Below are 15,634 nucleotides of genomic sequence, written 5' to 3'. Positions count from 1 at the left end.
GCTTTTACCGTGTCACCAGATCCGTTGACCGCTTCGACAGCACGCAGCAGCCGGTTTCCGTCACCACCACCGTCTGCCCCGACGTCATGGCAAGATTGCGCTCGCTGTCGAAGATGATGAGGTGGATGAAGAAGACCTGATTGGGCGCCGCCACCTCCGGATTGCCGTGATAGAACATCGGATAATCCATCCAGTTGGGTGCGAACGTGGTGCCGAGGCTGTAGCCCGTCGCGTTCATTCGGTGTGCCTGATAGCCCGCCGCATCCAGCACCTTGGCGTGCGCATCGAACACTTCGCCGATCGGCCGGCCCGGTTTCAAGGCCGCCTTGCAGGCCTCCAGCGCATCGACCGCGACCTTGTGCATCTCCACTTGCCGCGGCGGCACTTTACCCACCGGGATCGTGCGCATCAGCGCTGAATGGTAATGCCGGAAAACACCGGCGAACTCGAGCGTCAGCTGATCGTCTTTGTCGAGGACCCGGCGGCCCGAATGATAGCGGCAGAGCAATGCTTCGGGGCCGGAGCCGATGATGAATTCATTGGCCGGATCGTCGCCGTCATTGCGGATGATGATGCTCTGCATGGCCGCCAGAATCTCCGCTTCCGAAACGCCCGGCGCCGTCAGCCGATGCGCTTCATCGAGTGCGAGATCAGCCAGATGCGCCGCTTTCTCGACATAGGCGATCTCAGTGGCCGACTTCACCAGCCGCTGCTTCGAGACGATGTCGCTCGCGTCGATGAGGGTTGCGAAGCCGTCGAAGGCGGCGGCCATGCGCATGCCGTTCTTGGCGGTGAGGCCATAGGCATCCCATTCGATGCCGAGCTTCTTTCCCGCAAGCCCCCATTTCGCCAGCATGTCCTTGAGTTCATGGGCGGGATTGGCATCCGGCCCATCGACCCAGACGCGGATGTCGGCGATGTCGGAGGTGAGCTGCGCCTGCCTGAGGTCCGGCGCGCGGGTCAGCAGGAACTGCCGCCCGTCGGCCCCCAAATAGTAGCACTGAAAGAAAACATAGCCGAACGTATCGTAGCCGGAGAGGTAGTACATGCTCTCCTGCCGGAACATGAGGAGGCCGGCGAGGCCGCGCGCGTCGAGAGTCTTGATGGTGGCGGCGCGGCGGGCGGCGAATTCGTCCCGGGTGAAATGGAGGGGCATCGGTCGGTCTCCGGATGGGGGTTGGGTCGGCGACGAGCAGACCATCCGCCCCACCCCAGCCCAAGCGCCAAGTGACATTTATTCTACAATGTAGAATATGAGGGGATGAAAAAGGTCAAAATTCAGTCCCTAAAACGCGCCGATTCCATCCTGGAAGCGCTCTTTCACGCTCCCGGCGACGGTTGGCGGCTCCAGGACGTGGCCGAGATCACCGGATTGAAGCCGGTGACCACCCTCTCGCTCCTCCAGACCCTGGTCGCCCTCAAACTTGCCGAGCAGGTCGGCCCCCGGGGGCGCTACCGCCTCGGCCCCCGGCTCCTGCAACTGGGGCGCAAGGTCGAGGCGCGGCTCGACATCATCACCCTCGCCCGGCCGGCCCTCATCCGCCTCTGCCAACAGACGGGGGAGATGGTGAACCTCCTCGTCCCCTCCGTCACCAGCATGGTCGTGGTGGAGAGCCTCGAGGGCAAGGTGTTCCTGAAGACGACACCGCTCAAAGGGCGCGACTTGCCCATGCATGGCACGGCGTCGGGCAAGTGCTTCCTCGCCTTCGCCACCTTCGACGTGCAGCAGGCGATCCTGGAGACGATCAACCTCACCAAGATGACGCAGAAGACGATCGGCGACGTCAAACGGTTGAAGAAGGAATTCGCCAAGATCCGCGAGCTGGGCTACGCCCTCGAGGAGGATGAGTATACGGCCGACACGGTGGCGATCGCCGTCCCCATCATTGATGCCGGCGGCCATATCCGGGCAACACTCAGTCTGCACGGCCCGTCGCAGCGCTTCGGCGCGGCGCGACAGGCGAACTTGCTGGCGATGTTGCAGAAGGAAGCGCAGCGACTGGGAAAGCTACTGCTCTAGCGGCGTGCCCGGCGGCAGCAGGACGAAATTGCCGACATGCCGTTTCTCGAGAAATGCGCGCTGGGCATCGGCGATGTCTTTCAGCGCAAAGACGCCGGCGACCAAGGGCTTGATTTCGTTGCGTTCGATATATCCGATGAGATTTGGAAAAACCGGCTCGTCCCAAGCGGTGCAGCCGATCAACGTAAGATCGCGCAGATAGAGGCTGCGCATATCGAGCGCCACGACGGGGCCGGCGATGGCACCGGAGGTGACATAGCGACCGCCGCGCGCGAGAGCATTCAAGACGTCGCCGAAGCCAGGCCCAGCCACATTGTCGATGGCAACTGCAAAGGTGCCCACCAATTCCGCCGGAATGCCAAGAGCGCGATCGATCACATGATCCGCGCCGAGATCCCGAAGCGCCGCGCTCTTCTCGGCTGTGGTCACCGCCGCGACCCAGGCACCCCGTCGCTTGGCAAGCTGCACTGCCGCCGAGCCGACACCGCCAGAAGCACCAGTCACGAGCACCTTCTCGCCCGCTGAGACGCCGGCCCGATGCAGCATGTTCTCTGCCGTGCCATAGGCGCAGGGAATAGTTGCCAATTCGGCGTCGCTCCAGCCGCTGGCCACTGGAAAGGCCTCCACTTGCGGCACGACAACATAATCGGCAAAGGCGCCATCGAAATTGGATGCCATCCATATCGTCTCAAGGCTGCCGAAGCCGTTGCTGCGCATGCAGGGTCGCACCAGGATGCGCCGCCCGAGCAATGATGCATCGCCACCGGGGCCGATTGCGGCAACGAGGCCGCAGCAATCCGTGCCCTGGATGAAGGGGAAGGGGCTGGCACCGTTCCAGCCACCATTCGCTGCCGGCTGGCTTTCAGTGGCCTCAGCCGTGCCGGCCGTTACACTCGACGCATACCAGCCGAGGCGTGTGTTGATATCGGTGTTGTTGACGCCGGCCGCCAGGACCTGGACCAATGCCTCGCCCGCTGCTGGGACCGGGATGGGTACATCGCGATAGACAAGCGTGTCATAACCGCCCGGCCCCGTGGTCACGATGGCCTTCATATGCGGTTGCCCCGCCGAAAGCGCGAACCGATCCACGGCCTATCTATCCCTGAGAGTCGACACTGGACTAGAGCAGCTTCGCGGGGAAGCCGGGCGCGCGGAGATCGGTCTTCAGCATGTCTTCGAGCAGCTTGGCGATCATCGGCGATTCCGCTTGGCCGCCATAGGCGGCCTTGGCCAGCACATAGGTCTGGTTGGTGATCGAGGCGAGCTCGAGCGGTACGCCGAACTCGCGCCCGAAGGTCAAGGCGAAGCCCAGATCCTTGAGTGCGAGATCCATCGAGAAGCCGATATCGTAGGAGCCGTTCAAGATGAGCTGGCCCTCGGTCTCGTGGACGAAGGAATTGCCCGACGAAGCGGCAATGGCGTGATAAGCCTGCGCCAAGTCAAGCCCGCCACGCTTGGCGAGCATCAAGGCCTCGCCCACAGCCTTCAGATGGATGAAGGCCAGCATGTTGGTGATGACCTTGATGATGGCGGCGGAACCCAGCGGCCCCATGTGAAATATCTTGCGACCCATCTTGGCCAGGGCCGGCTGGTGCGTCTCGAAGAGGTCCTTGTCGCCGCCCGCCAGCACCGTCACGTCGCCGCTCGCGGCAAGGTGAATGCCGCCGGTGATGGGCGATTCCATCGTGCGGATGCCGTGTTGCTTGGCCATCTCGGCAAAGCGCAGGATCTCGTCGCGCCCCAGCGTGCCCATCTCGATCCAATGCCCGCCATCGGCGAGACCGCCGAGGATACCGTCCTTGTCGGCGAGCACATGCTGGGTGGCCGAAGGCGAGGGCAGACAGGTGATGACGGTATCGACCTGTTCGGCCAAGCTGCGTGGGCAATCGGCCCATTTGGCGCCGAGATCGAGCAGGGGCTGGGCCGCTTCCTTGCGGATATCGTGGACGATCAGGGGAAAACCACCGCGCTGCAGGCTCGAAGCCAGATGACGGCCGATATGGCCCAGCCCGATGAAACCGTAACGCATGTAGTTCCTCCCCTTTGCTTCGCTACTGAATGACCTTGTTCGTCATTTCCAAATGCAGATTCTTGCCCGTGTAAGGATGCGCCTCGGCGACCTTCTCGTCGAGCTCGATCCCGAGGCCCGGTTCGGTCGGCGGGATGACATAGCCGTCTTCGCACCTGACGGGTTTCTTCAGGATCTTGGCGTGGAAGCCGCCCCAGGTCTCGATGCTCTCGAGGATCAGGAAATTGGGGCTGGCGGTCGCCAGATGCACGTTCGCCATGCCGATCACGGGACCGGCATAGAGGTGGGGGGCGATCTGCGCGTAATAGGCTTCGGCCATGCTGGTGATCTTCTTGGCCTCGAGCAAGCCGCCGACGCGGCCGACCTGCATCTGCAGGATGGAGGCGGCACGCTGTTCGAGCACGCGGGCGAATTCGTACTTGGTGACAAGGCGCTCGCCGGTCGCGATCGGGATCTTGGTGCCACGGGCGACGAGAGCCATTTCTTCGGGCTTTTCCGGCGGCGTCGGCTCCTCGAACCAGAGGGGTTCGTACTTTTCGATCCGTTGGGCAAAGCGGATGGCGCCGGCTGTGGTGAACTGGCCGTGTGTGCCGAAGAGAAGATCGGCCTTCGACCCCACCGCTTCGCGGATCAGTTTGCAGAACTTTTCGCAGAGATCCATCGATTCCAGCGACGGCTGCCGTGGATCGAAAGGAGAGTAGGGGGCCGCCGGATCGAACTTGATGCCGGTGAAGCCCATCTTCACATAATGCGCGGCGCGTTCGGCCGAGGCTTCCGGGTTCCAATAGATGGATGAATCCTGGCCCTTCGCCACATCCGGATAGATATAGGTGTAGGCACGCAGGCGCTCATGCACCCCGCCGCCCAGAAGCTCATAGACGGGTTTCCCCGTCGCCTTGCCCTTGATGTCCCAGAGGGCGATTTCAATCGCCGAGAGGACGCTCATGGCCGTCACATCGGGGCGGAGCGTGTAGCCGGAGCCGTAGGCGAGGCGCCACAGTTTCTCGATATGGAAGGGGTCCATCCCTTCGACATAGCGCTGATACATGTCCTCGATGGCGGCGACCATCGTCTTCGGCCCGAAGGCGGTGCCGTAGACCTCGCCCAGGCCCTCGATGCCGGTATCGGTCACGAGCTTCACGAATATGAAATACTGGCCGCCGAAGGAGGGCGGCGGATTACCGACGACGAACGTCTTGAGACCGGCGATTTTCATGGGTGTGTCTGACTGGCTTGGGGAATGGGCGGTTGCGGGCCGCACAACCGATCGGCCCGCAACCGGTCATTCGGGTCGCTTAGGCAAACCACCAGCGCTGGGTGATCTTCATGCCGTCGACGTCCCAGTTTGGAGCGATGACGTCGGGATGTGCAACGGATTTAGCGCATGCGTTCATGTAATTATAGAACATGAGCACGATGACGCCGCCGTCTTCGGCGACGATATCCTGCATCTCGCCATAGATCTCGGCGCGCTTCGCTTGGTCGAGCTCGCCACGGCCCGCCACCAGCAGCTTGTTGAACTGGTCGTTCTTCCAGAAGCTGTCGTTCCAGGCGGCATCGGCCGCATAGGCAGTCGAGAACATCAGGTCCGGGGTCGGGCGGCCCGACCAGTAGGACATGCACCAGGGCTTCTTCATCCAGACGGCATCCCAATAGGCGTCGCCCGCCTCGCGGATGACATTGATGTCGATGCCGCATTTCTTGGCCGATTCAGCCATCAACTGGGCGACGTCGACGGCACCGGCGAAAGCCGCGTCGGAGGTCGAGAGATCGACCTTGAGCGAGGTGAGGCCAGCCTTCTTCAGGTGGAACTTCACCTTTTCGGGGTCGAATGCATGCTTGGCCTTCGGTTCCTTGAAATAGGGAACGCCCGAGGCGATCGGATTGTCGTTGCCGACCGACCCGTGACCCCGCAGCACCTTCTTGACGATCTCCTCGCGGTCGATCGCGTATTTCAAGGCCAGCCGCACATCGACATTGTCGAAGGGCGCCACCGTGCAGTTCATGGGTGCCACGTAATGGGCAAAGCCGGAGACTTCAGAAAGGTCGATATTGCCGCCGCGCGTCATCAGGTCGGCGGTCTTCAGATCGACGCGGTCGATATAATCGACATCGCCGCTGGAGAGCGCGTTGCTGCGCGCCACCACGTCGGTAATGGCGCGGATTTCGATTTCATCGAAATAGGTTTCGCGATGGTAATTGGCGTAGCGCTTGCCTTCGGCGCTGACGCCCGGCTGGTACTTGCTCATGACATAGGGGCCGGTGCCGTCGCCCGATTGCCAATCGGCCTTGCCGTCCTTCGCCGGCATGATCGGCATGTGATAGTCGGAGATGACGAAGGGGAAATCGGCGCTGCCTTCGCTCAAGGTGACGACGACCTTGTTCTTGCCGTCGGCCTTCACGTCGGTGACCGTGGTCAGCAGCGATTTCGCCGCCGACTTCGAATCCGGCGAGCGGTGATGGTTGATCGAGGCGACGACATCCTCGGCGTCGACCGACTTGCCGGAATGGAACTGGGTGCCGTTGCGCAGGGTGAAGACCCAGGTCTTGGCATCCTTCGAGGCTTCGAAGCCCTCGGCAAGATCCGGAACCACTTTGCCGTCCGGCGACACTTCGGTGAGGCTGGAACGGAGCGAGCCCCAGCCATAGACGCCGTTGAACGTGTCCGGGAAGGTTGCCGGATCGAGCGTGTCGGTGGTGGCGCCGGAACCCAGCGCCATGCGGAAACGGCCGCCCTTCTTGGGTTCGGCGCGCGCCGCCTTGGCGAACATGGTTTGCGCGGTGGCGGCAGTGACGCCGGCCGCCATGGCAAGTTGCACGAAATCGCGGCGCGACATCTTCCCCTTCGCCGCCAGCTTGGTCATCGACTTGATATCCATGAAGCTTTTCTCCCTTGCGTTTGCGGTTTCTGCATTGGCACGCGCCCGCATCGCCACCTTATGCAGGAAGGGTGGCGTCGGGGCGGCTGCGGTCATTGCAGCCCTTGACAACACCAAAAATCAAACGATGTATTATGGCCCTAAGGCCAAACTTTATTTGTCGCTGAAGTGCTCCATGTCCTACCGCCTGCCACCCCTGCCCTGGTTGCGCGCCTTCGAGGCTTCGGCCCGGCGGGGATCCTTCGCCGCCGCGGCCGATGAACTGGGCCTGACCTCGGCGGCGGTCAGTCATCAGATGCGCTCGCTGGAGCAGGAACTGGGCTATCCGCTGTTCGAGCGGCTGGCGCGGGGATTGCGTCTCACCGACCTTGGCAAAGCCTATCTGGTGCCGGTGCGGCAGGCCTTCAGCGAACTGTCGATTTCGACCCTGAGCATCTTCGGGCCTGAGGGCGAGACGGTGCTGAATGTCCGCGTGCCGGTTTCCTTTGCGGTGCTGTGGATGACACCGCGCCTCGCCCGTTTCGCGACCGCTCATCCCGGCATCCGGCTGCGCCTCTTCTCGGCGATCTGGGCGGACGCGCTGCCGGCCGACAAAGCGGATGTCGATATCCGCTTCGGCTACGGCAATTGGCCGGGATCGAGCGCGCAGATCCTGGTCAACGATCCCATCGTGTTGGTGACGGTCCCGAATTCGCGCATCCGCTCAGTGCGCGATATCGGCAGCAACGAGATGATCCAGATCATGGGGGTCGAGAGCGATTGGCTGCACCTCTTCGAAGCGGAAGGCATGGAACTGCCCAAGGGTGGCGCCGGTATTTCGGTCGATACCAGCCTTGCCGCGCTTGAGATCGTGGCGTCGGGCCACGGTGCGGCGCTGGTCCTTTCCCGCTTTGCCGCCGCCTTTGAGGCAACGGGCCGCGTCAAGCGGGTGCCGGGGATCGAACTGCCGCACGATCAATCGCATTACCTGCTCAATCCGCAGAATTCGGAAGCGCCGCGAGCCGAGGCGCTGCTCTTCACCGATTGGCTGCGCCAGGAATTGGCGGCCGAGGCCGCCGCGACATCCACATCAGAGAACCCGCCCCGCAGCCACGCGGGTACGGGGCGTCGACGGAGAAATCATGGCAAGTGACTTGAACAGCGCCGACTTCATCATTGTCGGCGGCGGATCGGCCGGCTGCGTGCTGGCGGCGCGCCTGAGCGAGAACGGGCGCCACAAGGTGCTGCTGATCGAAGCGGGACCCAGCGACCGCCGCGTCGATATCGATGTGCCGATCGGCTATGCCCACAGCTTCCGCGACCCCAAGGTCAATTGGATGTTCGACAGCGCACCCGTGCCGGCGCTGGGCAACCGCATCGTCTATTATCCGCGTGGCAAGGTGCTGGGCGGATCCGGTTCGATCAACGCCATGGTCTTCGCGCGTGGCCAGCCGGAGGATTTCGACGATTGGGAAAAGGCGGGTAATCCCGGCTGGGGTTGGCGCGACGTGCTGCCCCATTACCGGCAAATGGAAGAGCATGATTTCGGCGAAAGCGAATTGCATGGCGGCAACGGTCCGCTGCATGTGACGCAGATGGGGCGCGACACGCATCCCATTTGCGAAAGCTTCTTCAAGGCGGCGCAGGAGCTGGGCTTCAAGCATCTCAGCGACCTCAACGGTGCCGAAACCGAAGGGGTGGGGCATTACCAGGTCAATATCAAAAAGGGTCAGCGCCATTCCTCGGCAAAGGCCTATCTGCGCCCGGCGCTGAAGCGCCCGAATCTGAAAGTCGTCACCAACGCGCTGGTGCTGGGTCTTATCGTCGAAGGCCGGCACGTTGCGGGGCTGCGCTATCGGTTGGACGGGACCGTGCATGAAGTCCGGGCGCAGCGCGAGGTGATCCTGGCGGCCGGCGCCATCGGATCGCCTTATCTGCTGCTTCATTCCGGCATCGGGCCGGCCGAGGAGTTGAAGGCGCTGGGCATCGCGGTCACGCACGATCTGCCCGCGGTCGGTCGCAATTTGATGGATCACATCTGCTACGATCATTATTTCGAGGCCACAGTACCGACGCTGAATTCGTCGCTGGGGAATTGGGGCGGACGGATCCTCGCTGGTGCGCGCTATGCGTTGCAGCGGCGTGGGCCCTTGTCGCAGAGCCTCAACCAAGCGGGTGGTTTCGTGCGGTCGTCACCCGCGCATGCGCGACCCAACATCCAGCTTTATTTTTGTCCGCTCGCCTATGAGAAGGTGGGGCCGGAGAGCAAGCAGCTCATCATCGTGCGCTCGACACCGGCCTTTTCACTCTCCATCTCGCCCTGCCGGCCGAAGAGCCGCGGCCATCTGAAGCTGAAGAGCGCCGAGATCGGCGTCTCGCCGGAGATCCAGCCCAATCTGCTGTCGCACCCGGACGATCTCGCGGAAGCGGTCGAGGGGGCGCAATTGATGCGGCGCCTTGCCAACACCAAGGCGCTCGGTGCCATCATCCGCAGCGAGACGAAGCCTGGAAATTTGGCGCGATCGGAAGCGGAACTGGCCGCCTATATCCGGGAGTCGACCTATTCGATCTTCCACCCCAGCGGTACCTGCCGCATGGGACCCAATGCCGCAGACAGCGTGGTCGACGCGCGCCTAAAGGTGCACGGGCTCGACGGGTTGCGCATCATCGATGCGTCGATCTTTCCGTCGATTCCCTCCGCCAACACCAATGCACCGACCATGATGGTGGGCGAGAAGGGAGCGGCGTTGATCCTGGGCGAGGATAATCGGGGGTGAAGGAAGATTCGCTGGCGCGCACCCCCACCCTGACCCTCCCCCTGAAGGGAGAGGGGACTGCAGCCAGTTTCTCACCGCTGCTTGAGCAAACTCGGTGAGATTCCCTCTCCCTTCAGGGGGAGGGTCCGCCGACGAATGTCGGCATGCGCCGACAGGGGTGGGGGTGGGCTCAGTGCTGCCCGCGACACTGGCAATCCACCACCTTGCCCGTTATGGTTCGCGGCAGGGCAACATCCATGTCTTTCCGGGCCAAATGAGCATCTGGGGCAAGATCATCGGCGGGGCGGCCGGGTTTTTCGCGTTGGGCGGTCCGCTCGGCGCGCTGCTTGGCGCCTTGGCCGGCCACGCCATCGACAAATCCCTGGAAGAGGATGTGCTGCCGGCGGCGCATGACGACCGCCGCGCCACGCGCGAGATTGCCTTTACCATCGCCGTCATTGCCTTGGGCGCCAAAATGGCCAAGGCCGACGGCACCGTGACCCGTTCGGAAGTCGCGGCCTTCAAGCAGGTCTTTCAGGTGCCGCCGGAAGAGCTGGCCAACGTCGCCCGCGTCTTCGACCAGGCCAAGCGCGATGTCGCCGGGTTCGATGCCTATGCGCGGCAGCTTGCCAGCATGTTCAACGAACGGCATCCCGTGCTGGAAGAACTGATCGACGGGCTCTTCCACATCGCCCGCGCCGATGGCGAGGTGCATGAAAGCGAGATTGCCTTCATCGGCGAAGTGGCGCGTATCTTCGGTTTTTCGGATGCCGATTTTGCGCGCCTGCGCGAGGTGAATGTCGGGCCGGACCAGGCTGACCCTTATACGGTGCTGGGCGTGCGTCGCGAGCAGACGGATGAGGAAATCAAGGCCGAATGGCGCCGCCTGATGCGCGAAAACCACCCCGACAAACTGGTGGCGCAGGGCCTGCCCACCGAGTTCGTGGCGCTCGCCAATGAGAAAGTGGCCACTCTCAACGCCGCCTATGACAGGATTGCCAAGGAACGCGGCATCAAGTAGGTCAGCCGGACCTTTTTGATCCAAACAGTGTCCTGCCCACATGCCCCCCGCCCCACCGCTCGTTGCCCTTCGCGATGCCGCCGTCACTTTCGGCGGCAAACCGCTTTTTTCCGGCATCACGCTGACCCTGGGGAAGGGTGAACGCGTTGCCTTGGTTGGGGCCAACGGGTCGGGAAAATCGACCATTCTCAAGGCGTTGGCGGGGGCGATCGAACTTGATGGCGGGGTGCGGTTCCTGCAGCCGGGCACCCGCATCGGCTATCTGATGCAAAATCCGGATCTCTCCGGTGGCGGGACGGTGGCGGATTTCGTGGCCGCGGCGCTCCCCGGGGCGGAGATCGACGATTACCGCATCGCCCGGGTGCTCGATCATTTGGACCTTGCGCCGGGACGCGATACGGCGACCTTGTCGGGCGGCGAGGGGCGCCGCGCAGCGATGGCGCGGGCGCTGGTGGCAGAGCCGGAAATCCTGCTCCTCGACGAGCCCACCAACCATCTCGATCTCCCTACCATCGAATGGCTGGAACAGGAGTTGGCGCAGTTCGGTGGCGGCATCCTGATGATCAGCCATGACCGCACCTTCCTCAACGCGCTCTCGAAACGCGTGCTGTGGCTCGATCGCGGCCGCATGTTCGAGATGGACGGGAATTTCGCCGGTTTCGAGGAATGGTCGGCGGGGATCATCGCCCAGGAAGCGGCCGAGGCGCGGCGCCTCGAAAAGCGGATCGAGCAGGAAGAATATTGGATGGCGCGCGGTGTGACCGCGCGGCGTGCGCGCAATGAAGGGCGCCGGCGCGGCCTCATGGCGCTGCGCAAGCAACGCGCCGAGGCGCTGCGTGCCATCGGCCGTGCCAAGCTCGAACTCGGCGAGGCGGTGCAGGGCGGGCAGTTGGTCATCGAGGCGGAGAAGATCGGCAAGAGCTTCACGCGCACCGACGGCACCCAGCGCCTCATCGCCAAGGATTTCTCGACCCGCATCCAGCGCGGCGACCGCATCGGCATTATCGGCCCGAACGGCGCCGGCAAGACGACGCTCATCAAGATGCTGACGGGCGATCTGGCCCCGGACACGGGCAACATTCGCCTCGGCACCAATGTGACCCGGCTCTATCTCGACCAGAAGCGCGAGAGTTTCGACCTCGACAAGAGCCTGTGGCAGACATTGGCGCCGGGTGGCGGCGACAGCATCATCGCGCAAGGGCGCTCGCGGCACGTGGTCGCCTACCTGCGTGACTTCCTTTTCGACGAGAAGCAGGCAACGATGCCGGTCCGCGCCCTCTCGGGTGGCGAGCGGGCGCGGTTGCTGCTCGCCAAGCTCTTCGCGCAGCCGGCCAATCTCATCATCCTCGACGAACCGACCAACGATCTCGACATGGATACGTTGGACCTCCTCCAGGAGGTGCTTGGCGATTTCGACGGGACGGTGATCGTGGTCAGCCATGACCGCGACTTCCTCGACCGGCTGGCGACCTCGATCATCGCGGTCGAGGGCGATGGGGTGGTGGAGGAATATCCGGGCGGCTATTCCGATTATCTCGACCAGCGCAAAGTGGCCGAGCGCCATGCCGAGGCGCTGAAGCCCAAGGCGCCGGCAGCGAAGCCCGCCGCGAAGGTCGAGGCCGAGCGCTGGTCGTCGAAGGATCAGCGGGCCCTCGACCAGGCGGCGGACCGCATGACGACCTTGGAAGCCGAGGTGAAGACGATCGAGACGGCGCTGGCCGATCCCAATCTCTATGCGCGCGATCCGGCGAAGTTCGAGAAAGCGTCGGCGCTGCTCTCGGCCAAGAAGCAGGAGCTGGAAGCGACCGAGCTCAAATGGCTGGAGCTTGAGGACCGGCGCAGCAGCCTGGAAGGGTGAGGCCAAATGGCGGCGGATTATATCGACACCTATTACCGCCGCTCGCTGGTTGCAAACCAGCCCTATCCGGTGCTCGCACGCGATGTCGCGGTCGATGTGGCGGTGGTCGGCGGTGGCCTGGCCGGCCTCTCCACGGCGCTCGAATGCGCGCGGCGGGGGCTGAAGGTGGCACTCCTCGAACGGCATCGCATCGCCTGGGGCGCCTCGGGGCGCAATGGCGGCTTCGTCACCGCCGGCTATGCGACGGGGCTGGAGACCATCCGCCGTCGCGTGAATGCCGCAGACGCGGACGCGCTCTATCGCCTGTCGATGGAAGGCGTCGAGATGGTGCGCGACAATATCTCGGCGCTCGACATCAAGGGCGTCGATCCGACACCGGGCATCCTCCGCGTCATCCGCTATGACGGCGGCGACGGTATCAAAGCCTATCGCGACGAGATGGCGCGGCGCTTCGGCGAGGAGATGCGCTATCTCGCGCGCGAGGAGGTGCAGGCGCTGACCGCAAGCCCCGTCTATCACCAGGGCCTCTATGAAGAGAGCGGCTTCCATTTCCACCCGCTGAACTATGCGCTGGGCCTTGCCGCGGAGATCGCGCGGCTGGGCGGCATCGTGGCGGAAGGGACGCCGGTCATCGGCATTGAGAGCATCGGCGGCAAGCACATCGCCCAGGTGCCGGGCGCCAGGGTGACGGCACGGCACATCGTCCATTGTGGCGGCGGCTATACCGACGGGCTGGAGCGGCGCCTCCGGCGTGCTTATCTCCCCATCGCCACCTATGTCTTGCTCACAGAAAAACTGGGGCCGCTCCTTAAAGAAGCGATCCGCACCGAGGCTGCGATCGCCGACGACCGGCGTGCCGGCGACTATTACCGTGTCGTGGATGGCGACCGGATCCTGTGGGGCGGACGCATCACCACGCGGGTCGCCGACCCCGCCGATCTCGCCACCCTGCTGCGGCGGCAGATGGTCGGGACCTATCCGCAGCTTGGAGAGGTGAAGGTCGACCTCGCCTGGTCCGGGCTCATGTCCTATGCACGGCATTTGATGCCGCAGATCGGACGGCTCGACGCAGGGCTGTGGCATGCCACAGGCTTCGGCGGCCACGGCATGAACACGACGGCGATCGCCGGCCGGGTCGTGGCGCAGGCGATCAGCGGCGAGGGCGATCGCATCCGCCTCTATGAACCCTTCGGCCTCGACTGGGCAGGCGGGCATATCGGCCGTGCCGCGGCGCAGCTTACCTATTGGGCCTATCAGGCGATGGATGCCTGGCGCGAGCGGCATAACGGTCGTTAAAGCCACCCATAAACGATAGCGCGGGCAAGAGGGTTGTTGCGACTAATTCTTAATTGCGATATAGCCCTAGCCGGGTGGCGCATTTCCGGCCGCCCGGGGATGCACCGGAAGGGCTATGCGCGTCGAGGATTTCAATGCCCTGTTTCGCCGCTATGCGAAGGACTTGACCCGATTCCTCCAGCGTCGGGTCACCAGTCCCGATTTGGCGGCGGATATCGCCCAGGAAGCCTTCCTGAGGGTCATGCAGGCTAAGCCCCGGGCGCCGATCGCGGATCCGCGCGCCTATCTGTTCCGCACGGCCGCCAATCTCGCCGTCAACCAGCGGCGTCATCAGCGCGTGCTGCCAATGGCGGCCAATCCCGAGGTGGAACTGGCCCTCGTGGCCGACCGGGCGCCGCTCCAGGACCGGATTTTTGACGGCCGGGCCCAATTGACGGCGCTCACCCAGGCGATCGCAGAGCTACCGCCGCGCCAGCGCGAAGCTTTTCGCCTTCATGCCTTGCATCATCTAAGTCCGCCGGAAATTGCCGAACGGCTCGGTATCAGCCGCAACATGGTGGAGCGGCATTTGCGCCTTGCGATTGCGCGTTGCCTCGAACGCATGCCGGATTTGGGGCAGGACGACCTGCAATGACACTTTCAGGCGAGACTGCTGCGCAGGATACGTCCCCAAAAGTGACGCTGGCGTGTCTTTCAGATAGAAGCTCCCGACAACGTCGGCAGACCAGAATTAAGGATCGCCCGTGCGCGCACGAGCCAGCAGGCAAGATATGAAGGCGCTGAACGCGGAAGCGGCCGATTGGCTATTGCGCATGCAGGCACCCGATTTCTCCGCCCAAGATCGCCAGACTCTCGATGCCTGGCTGGCCGGCGACGAGCGGCACGCCGCGGCCTTGGCGCGGGCGCAGGCCGTTCTGCAATTGGCGCCGCAGGCATTTGCCGCCCTGGAAGACGTTCCGACGCTATCCGCGAAGATGCCCCGGCTACGCGCCTGGTTACCGATGGGTGCCGCCGTTGCGGCGTCATTGGCGCTCTTTCTGTTGTTCGACGGCCCGATGCGGCTGCTGGCCGATCTGCGATCCGGGACCGAAGCGCTGCCGGCCGTGACATTGGCCGACGGTTCATTGCTGCAACTGAATGCCGGTTCTGCGGTCGCCTTCACCTTCAGCGCGAAGCAGCGCGTGGTGCGCTTGCTGCGGGGCGAAGCCTATTTCACGGTCACCAAGGATCCGGCCCGACCCTTCATCGTCGAAGCGGCCGGTGGCGCCGCAACGGCCCTGGGCACCGAGTTCGATGTCAGGCTCAGCGATCCTGCGGAAGGGGCTGGTGGTGCGGCGGAAGTCAAAGTGCTGGTACACGCGGTGCGCGTCGAAACACCAAATGATACCCAGGTCATTGTGCGGGCCGGCGAAAGCCTGCGCTTCGACAAAAACGGCACCATCGGCGAGACCCGCCGCATCGACATCAACGGACTAGACTGGCGGTCCGGCAAGATCGTGATCGAGGATGAAAGCCTGGCCTCGGTCGTCGAACGGTTGCAGCGTCATACCAATACCCGCATCGTCATCCTGGGTGACGATCTGAAGGCGCGTCGCATCGGCGGCACATTCGATACCCGCGACCCCGTTGCCGCCATCGAACTGCTCTGCCGCAGTCTAGGCATCGAGTATTCCGGCATCGGTTCGCTGCTCGTCGTCCTGCACGGCTGAGCCCAACTCAAACTATTTTCGAACTGTACGTCCTCAAGAGCGCTCGCTGTGTGTCTTCGATATCGGGGGCGATATCTGGACTGCCGC

13 protein-coding genes are annotated in these 15,634 nt (G+C 63.6%); 8 read left to right on the top strand and 5 right to left on the bottom strand.

Annotation, left to right across the window (positions count from 1 at the left end; genetic code table 11):
• Nucleotides 1-4: 4 nt before the first annotated feature.
• Entirely contained in the window at nucleotides 5-1,156 is a 1,152-nt protein-coding gene (locus tag ACE3PP_RS16620; RefSeq protein WP_374384317.1) for a M24 family metallopeptidase, read from the bottom strand.
• A 105-nt stretch (nucleotides 1,157-1,261) separates the two neighbouring features.
• Between ACE3PP_RS16620 and ACE3PP_RS16615 the strand changes: the two genes are divergently transcribed.
• Nucleotides 1,262-2,020 carry an IclR family transcriptional regulator gene (locus ACE3PP_RS16615; protein ID WP_374384316.1) on the top strand — a complete coding sequence of 253 codons (759 nt, stop codon included), beginning with the start codon at nucleotides 1,262-1,264 and terminating at the stop codon, nucleotides 2,018-2,020.
• Here ACE3PP_RS16615 and ACE3PP_RS16610 read toward each other — a convergent pair.
• From ACE3PP_RS16610 to ACE3PP_RS16595, 4 genes are all read right to left on the bottom strand, one after another.
• Nucleotides 2,009-3,109 carry an alcohol dehydrogenase family protein gene (locus tag ACE3PP_RS16610; protein WP_374384315.1) on the bottom strand — a complete coding sequence of 367 codons (1,101 nt, stop codon included), beginning with the start codon at nucleotides 3,107-3,109 and terminating at the stop codon, nucleotides 2,009-2,011. The genes ACE3PP_RS16615 and ACE3PP_RS16610 overlap by 12 nt on opposite strands.
• 31 nt (nucleotides 3,110-3,140) lie before the next feature.
• Nucleotides 3,141-4,049, bottom strand: a complete 909-nt coding sequence (locus ACE3PP_RS16605; RefSeq protein WP_374384314.1) for an NAD(P)-dependent oxidoreductase — start codon at nucleotides 4,047-4,049, stop codon at nucleotides 3,141-3,143.
• A gap of 22 nt (nucleotides 4,050-4,071) precedes the next feature.
• Entirely contained in the window at nucleotides 4,072-5,265 is a 1,194-nt protein-coding gene (locus ACE3PP_RS16600) for a mandelate racemase/muconate lactonizing enzyme family protein (protein WP_374384312.1), read from the bottom strand.
• A 79-nt stretch (nucleotides 5,266-5,344) separates the two neighbouring features.
• Nucleotides 5,345-6,928 carry an ABC transporter substrate-binding protein gene (locus ACE3PP_RS16595; protein WP_374384311.1) on the bottom strand — a complete coding sequence of 528 codons (1,584 nt, stop codon included), beginning with the start codon at nucleotides 6,926-6,928 and terminating at the stop codon, nucleotides 5,345-5,347.
• A gap of 175 nt (nucleotides 6,929-7,103) precedes the next feature.
• Between ACE3PP_RS16595 and ACE3PP_RS16590 the strand changes: the two genes are divergently transcribed.
• The 7 genes from ACE3PP_RS16590 (at nucleotide 7,104) to ACE3PP_RS16560 (ending at nucleotide 15,547) form a co-directional block, all read left to right on the top strand.
• Nucleotides 7,104-8,060 carry a LysR family transcriptional regulator gene (locus ACE3PP_RS16590; RefSeq protein ID WP_374384310.1) on the top strand — a complete coding sequence of 319 codons (957 nt, stop codon included), beginning with the start codon at nucleotides 7,104-7,106 and terminating at the stop codon, nucleotides 8,058-8,060.
• On the top strand, nucleotides 8,050-9,684 hold the full coding sequence (locus ACE3PP_RS16585; protein ID WP_374384309.1) for a GMC family oxidoreductase: 1,635 nt from the start codon (nucleotides 8,050-8,052) through the stop codon (nucleotides 9,682-9,684). The genes ACE3PP_RS16590 and ACE3PP_RS16585 overlap by 11 nt, the downstream gene beginning before the upstream one ends.
• 172 nt (nucleotides 9,685-9,856) lie before the next feature.
• Nucleotides 9,857-10,684, top strand: coding sequence for a TerB family tellurite resistance protein (locus tag ACE3PP_RS16580; protein ID WP_374384308.1), 828 nt, complete (start codon nucleotides 9,857-9,859; stop codon nucleotides 10,682-10,684).
• 40 nt (nucleotides 10,685-10,724) lie between these two features.
• Nucleotides 10,725-12,542, top strand: coding sequence for an ABC-F family ATP-binding cassette domain-containing protein (locus tag ACE3PP_RS16575; protein ID WP_374384307.1), 1,818 nt, complete (start codon nucleotides 10,725-10,727; stop codon nucleotides 12,540-12,542).
• 6 nt (nucleotides 12,543-12,548) lie between these two features.
• Complete coding sequence (locus ACE3PP_RS16570; RefSeq protein WP_374384306.1) at nucleotides 12,549-13,838, top strand: NAD(P)/FAD-dependent oxidoreductase; 1,290 nt, start codon at nucleotides 12,549-12,551, stop codon at nucleotides 13,836-13,838.
• Between the two features lie 115 nt (nucleotides 13,839-13,953).
• Nucleotides 13,954-14,472 carry an RNA polymerase sigma factor gene (locus ACE3PP_RS16565; RefSeq protein WP_374384305.1) on the top strand — a complete coding sequence of 173 codons (519 nt, stop codon included), beginning with the start codon at nucleotides 13,954-13,956 and terminating at the stop codon, nucleotides 14,470-14,472.
• Between the two features lie 136 nt (nucleotides 14,473-14,608).
• The gene (locus ACE3PP_RS16560) at nucleotides 14,609-15,547 is read left to right on the top strand and encodes a FecR domain-containing protein (protein WP_374384303.1); all 939 of its coding nucleotides are present in this window, start codon (nucleotides 14,609-14,611) and stop codon (nucleotides 15,545-15,547) included.
• The last annotated feature ends 87 nt before the right edge of the window (nucleotides 15,548-15,634 follow it).

It is taken from the genome of Dongia sp. (assembly GCF_041910485.1).
Lineage (GTDB): Bacteria > Pseudomonadota > Alphaproteobacteria > Dongiales > Dongiaceae > Dongia.
The sequence above is the reverse complement of the archived record's forward strand: the minus strand, read 5'-3'. Positions and strand labels throughout refer to the sequence as shown.

Bases quoted from the DNA above. Each gene is read 5' to 3' on its own strand.
- ACE3PP_RS16560 (WP_374384303.1), top strand. From the start codon at position 14,609: ATGAAGGCGCTGAACGCGGAAGCGGCCGATTGGCTATTGCGCATGCAG.
- ACE3PP_RS16590 (WP_374384310.1), top strand. From the start codon at position 7,104: ATGTCCTACCGCCTGCCACCCCTGCCCTGGTTGCGCGCCTTCGAGGCT.
- ACE3PP_RS16620 (WP_374384317.1), bottom strand. From the start codon at position 1,156: ATGCCCCTCCATTTCACCCGGGACGAATTCGCCGCCCGCCGCGCCGCC.
- ACE3PP_RS16600 (WP_374384312.1), bottom strand. From the start codon at position 5,265: ATGAAAATCGCCGGTCTCAAGACGTTCGTCGTCGGTAATCCGCCGCCC.
- ACE3PP_RS16595 (WP_374384311.1), bottom strand. From the start codon at position 6,928: ATGGATATCAAGTCGATGACCAAGCTGGCGGCGAAGGGGAAGATGTCG.
- ACE3PP_RS16575 (WP_374384307.1), top strand. From the start codon at position 10,725: ATGCCCCCCGCCCCACCGCTCGTTGCCCTTCGCGATGCCGCCGTCACT.
- ACE3PP_RS16565 (WP_374384305.1), top strand. From the start codon at position 13,954: ATGCGCGTCGAGGATTTCAATGCCCTGTTTCGCCGCTATGCGAAGGAC.
- ACE3PP_RS16605 (WP_374384314.1), bottom strand. From the start codon at position 4,049: ATGCGTTACGGTTTCATCGGGCTGGGCCATATCGGCCGTCATCTGGCT.
- ACE3PP_RS16585 (WP_374384309.1), top strand. From the start codon at position 8,050: ATGGCAAGTGACTTGAACAGCGCCGACTTCATCATTGTCGGCGGCGGA.
- ACE3PP_RS16615 (WP_374384316.1), top strand. From the start codon at position 1,262: ATGAAAAAGGTCAAAATTCAGTCCCTAAAACGCGCCGATTCCATCCTG.
- ACE3PP_RS16570 (WP_374384306.1), top strand. From the start codon at position 12,549: ATGGCGGCGGATTATATCGACACCTATTACCGCCGCTCGCTGGTTGCA.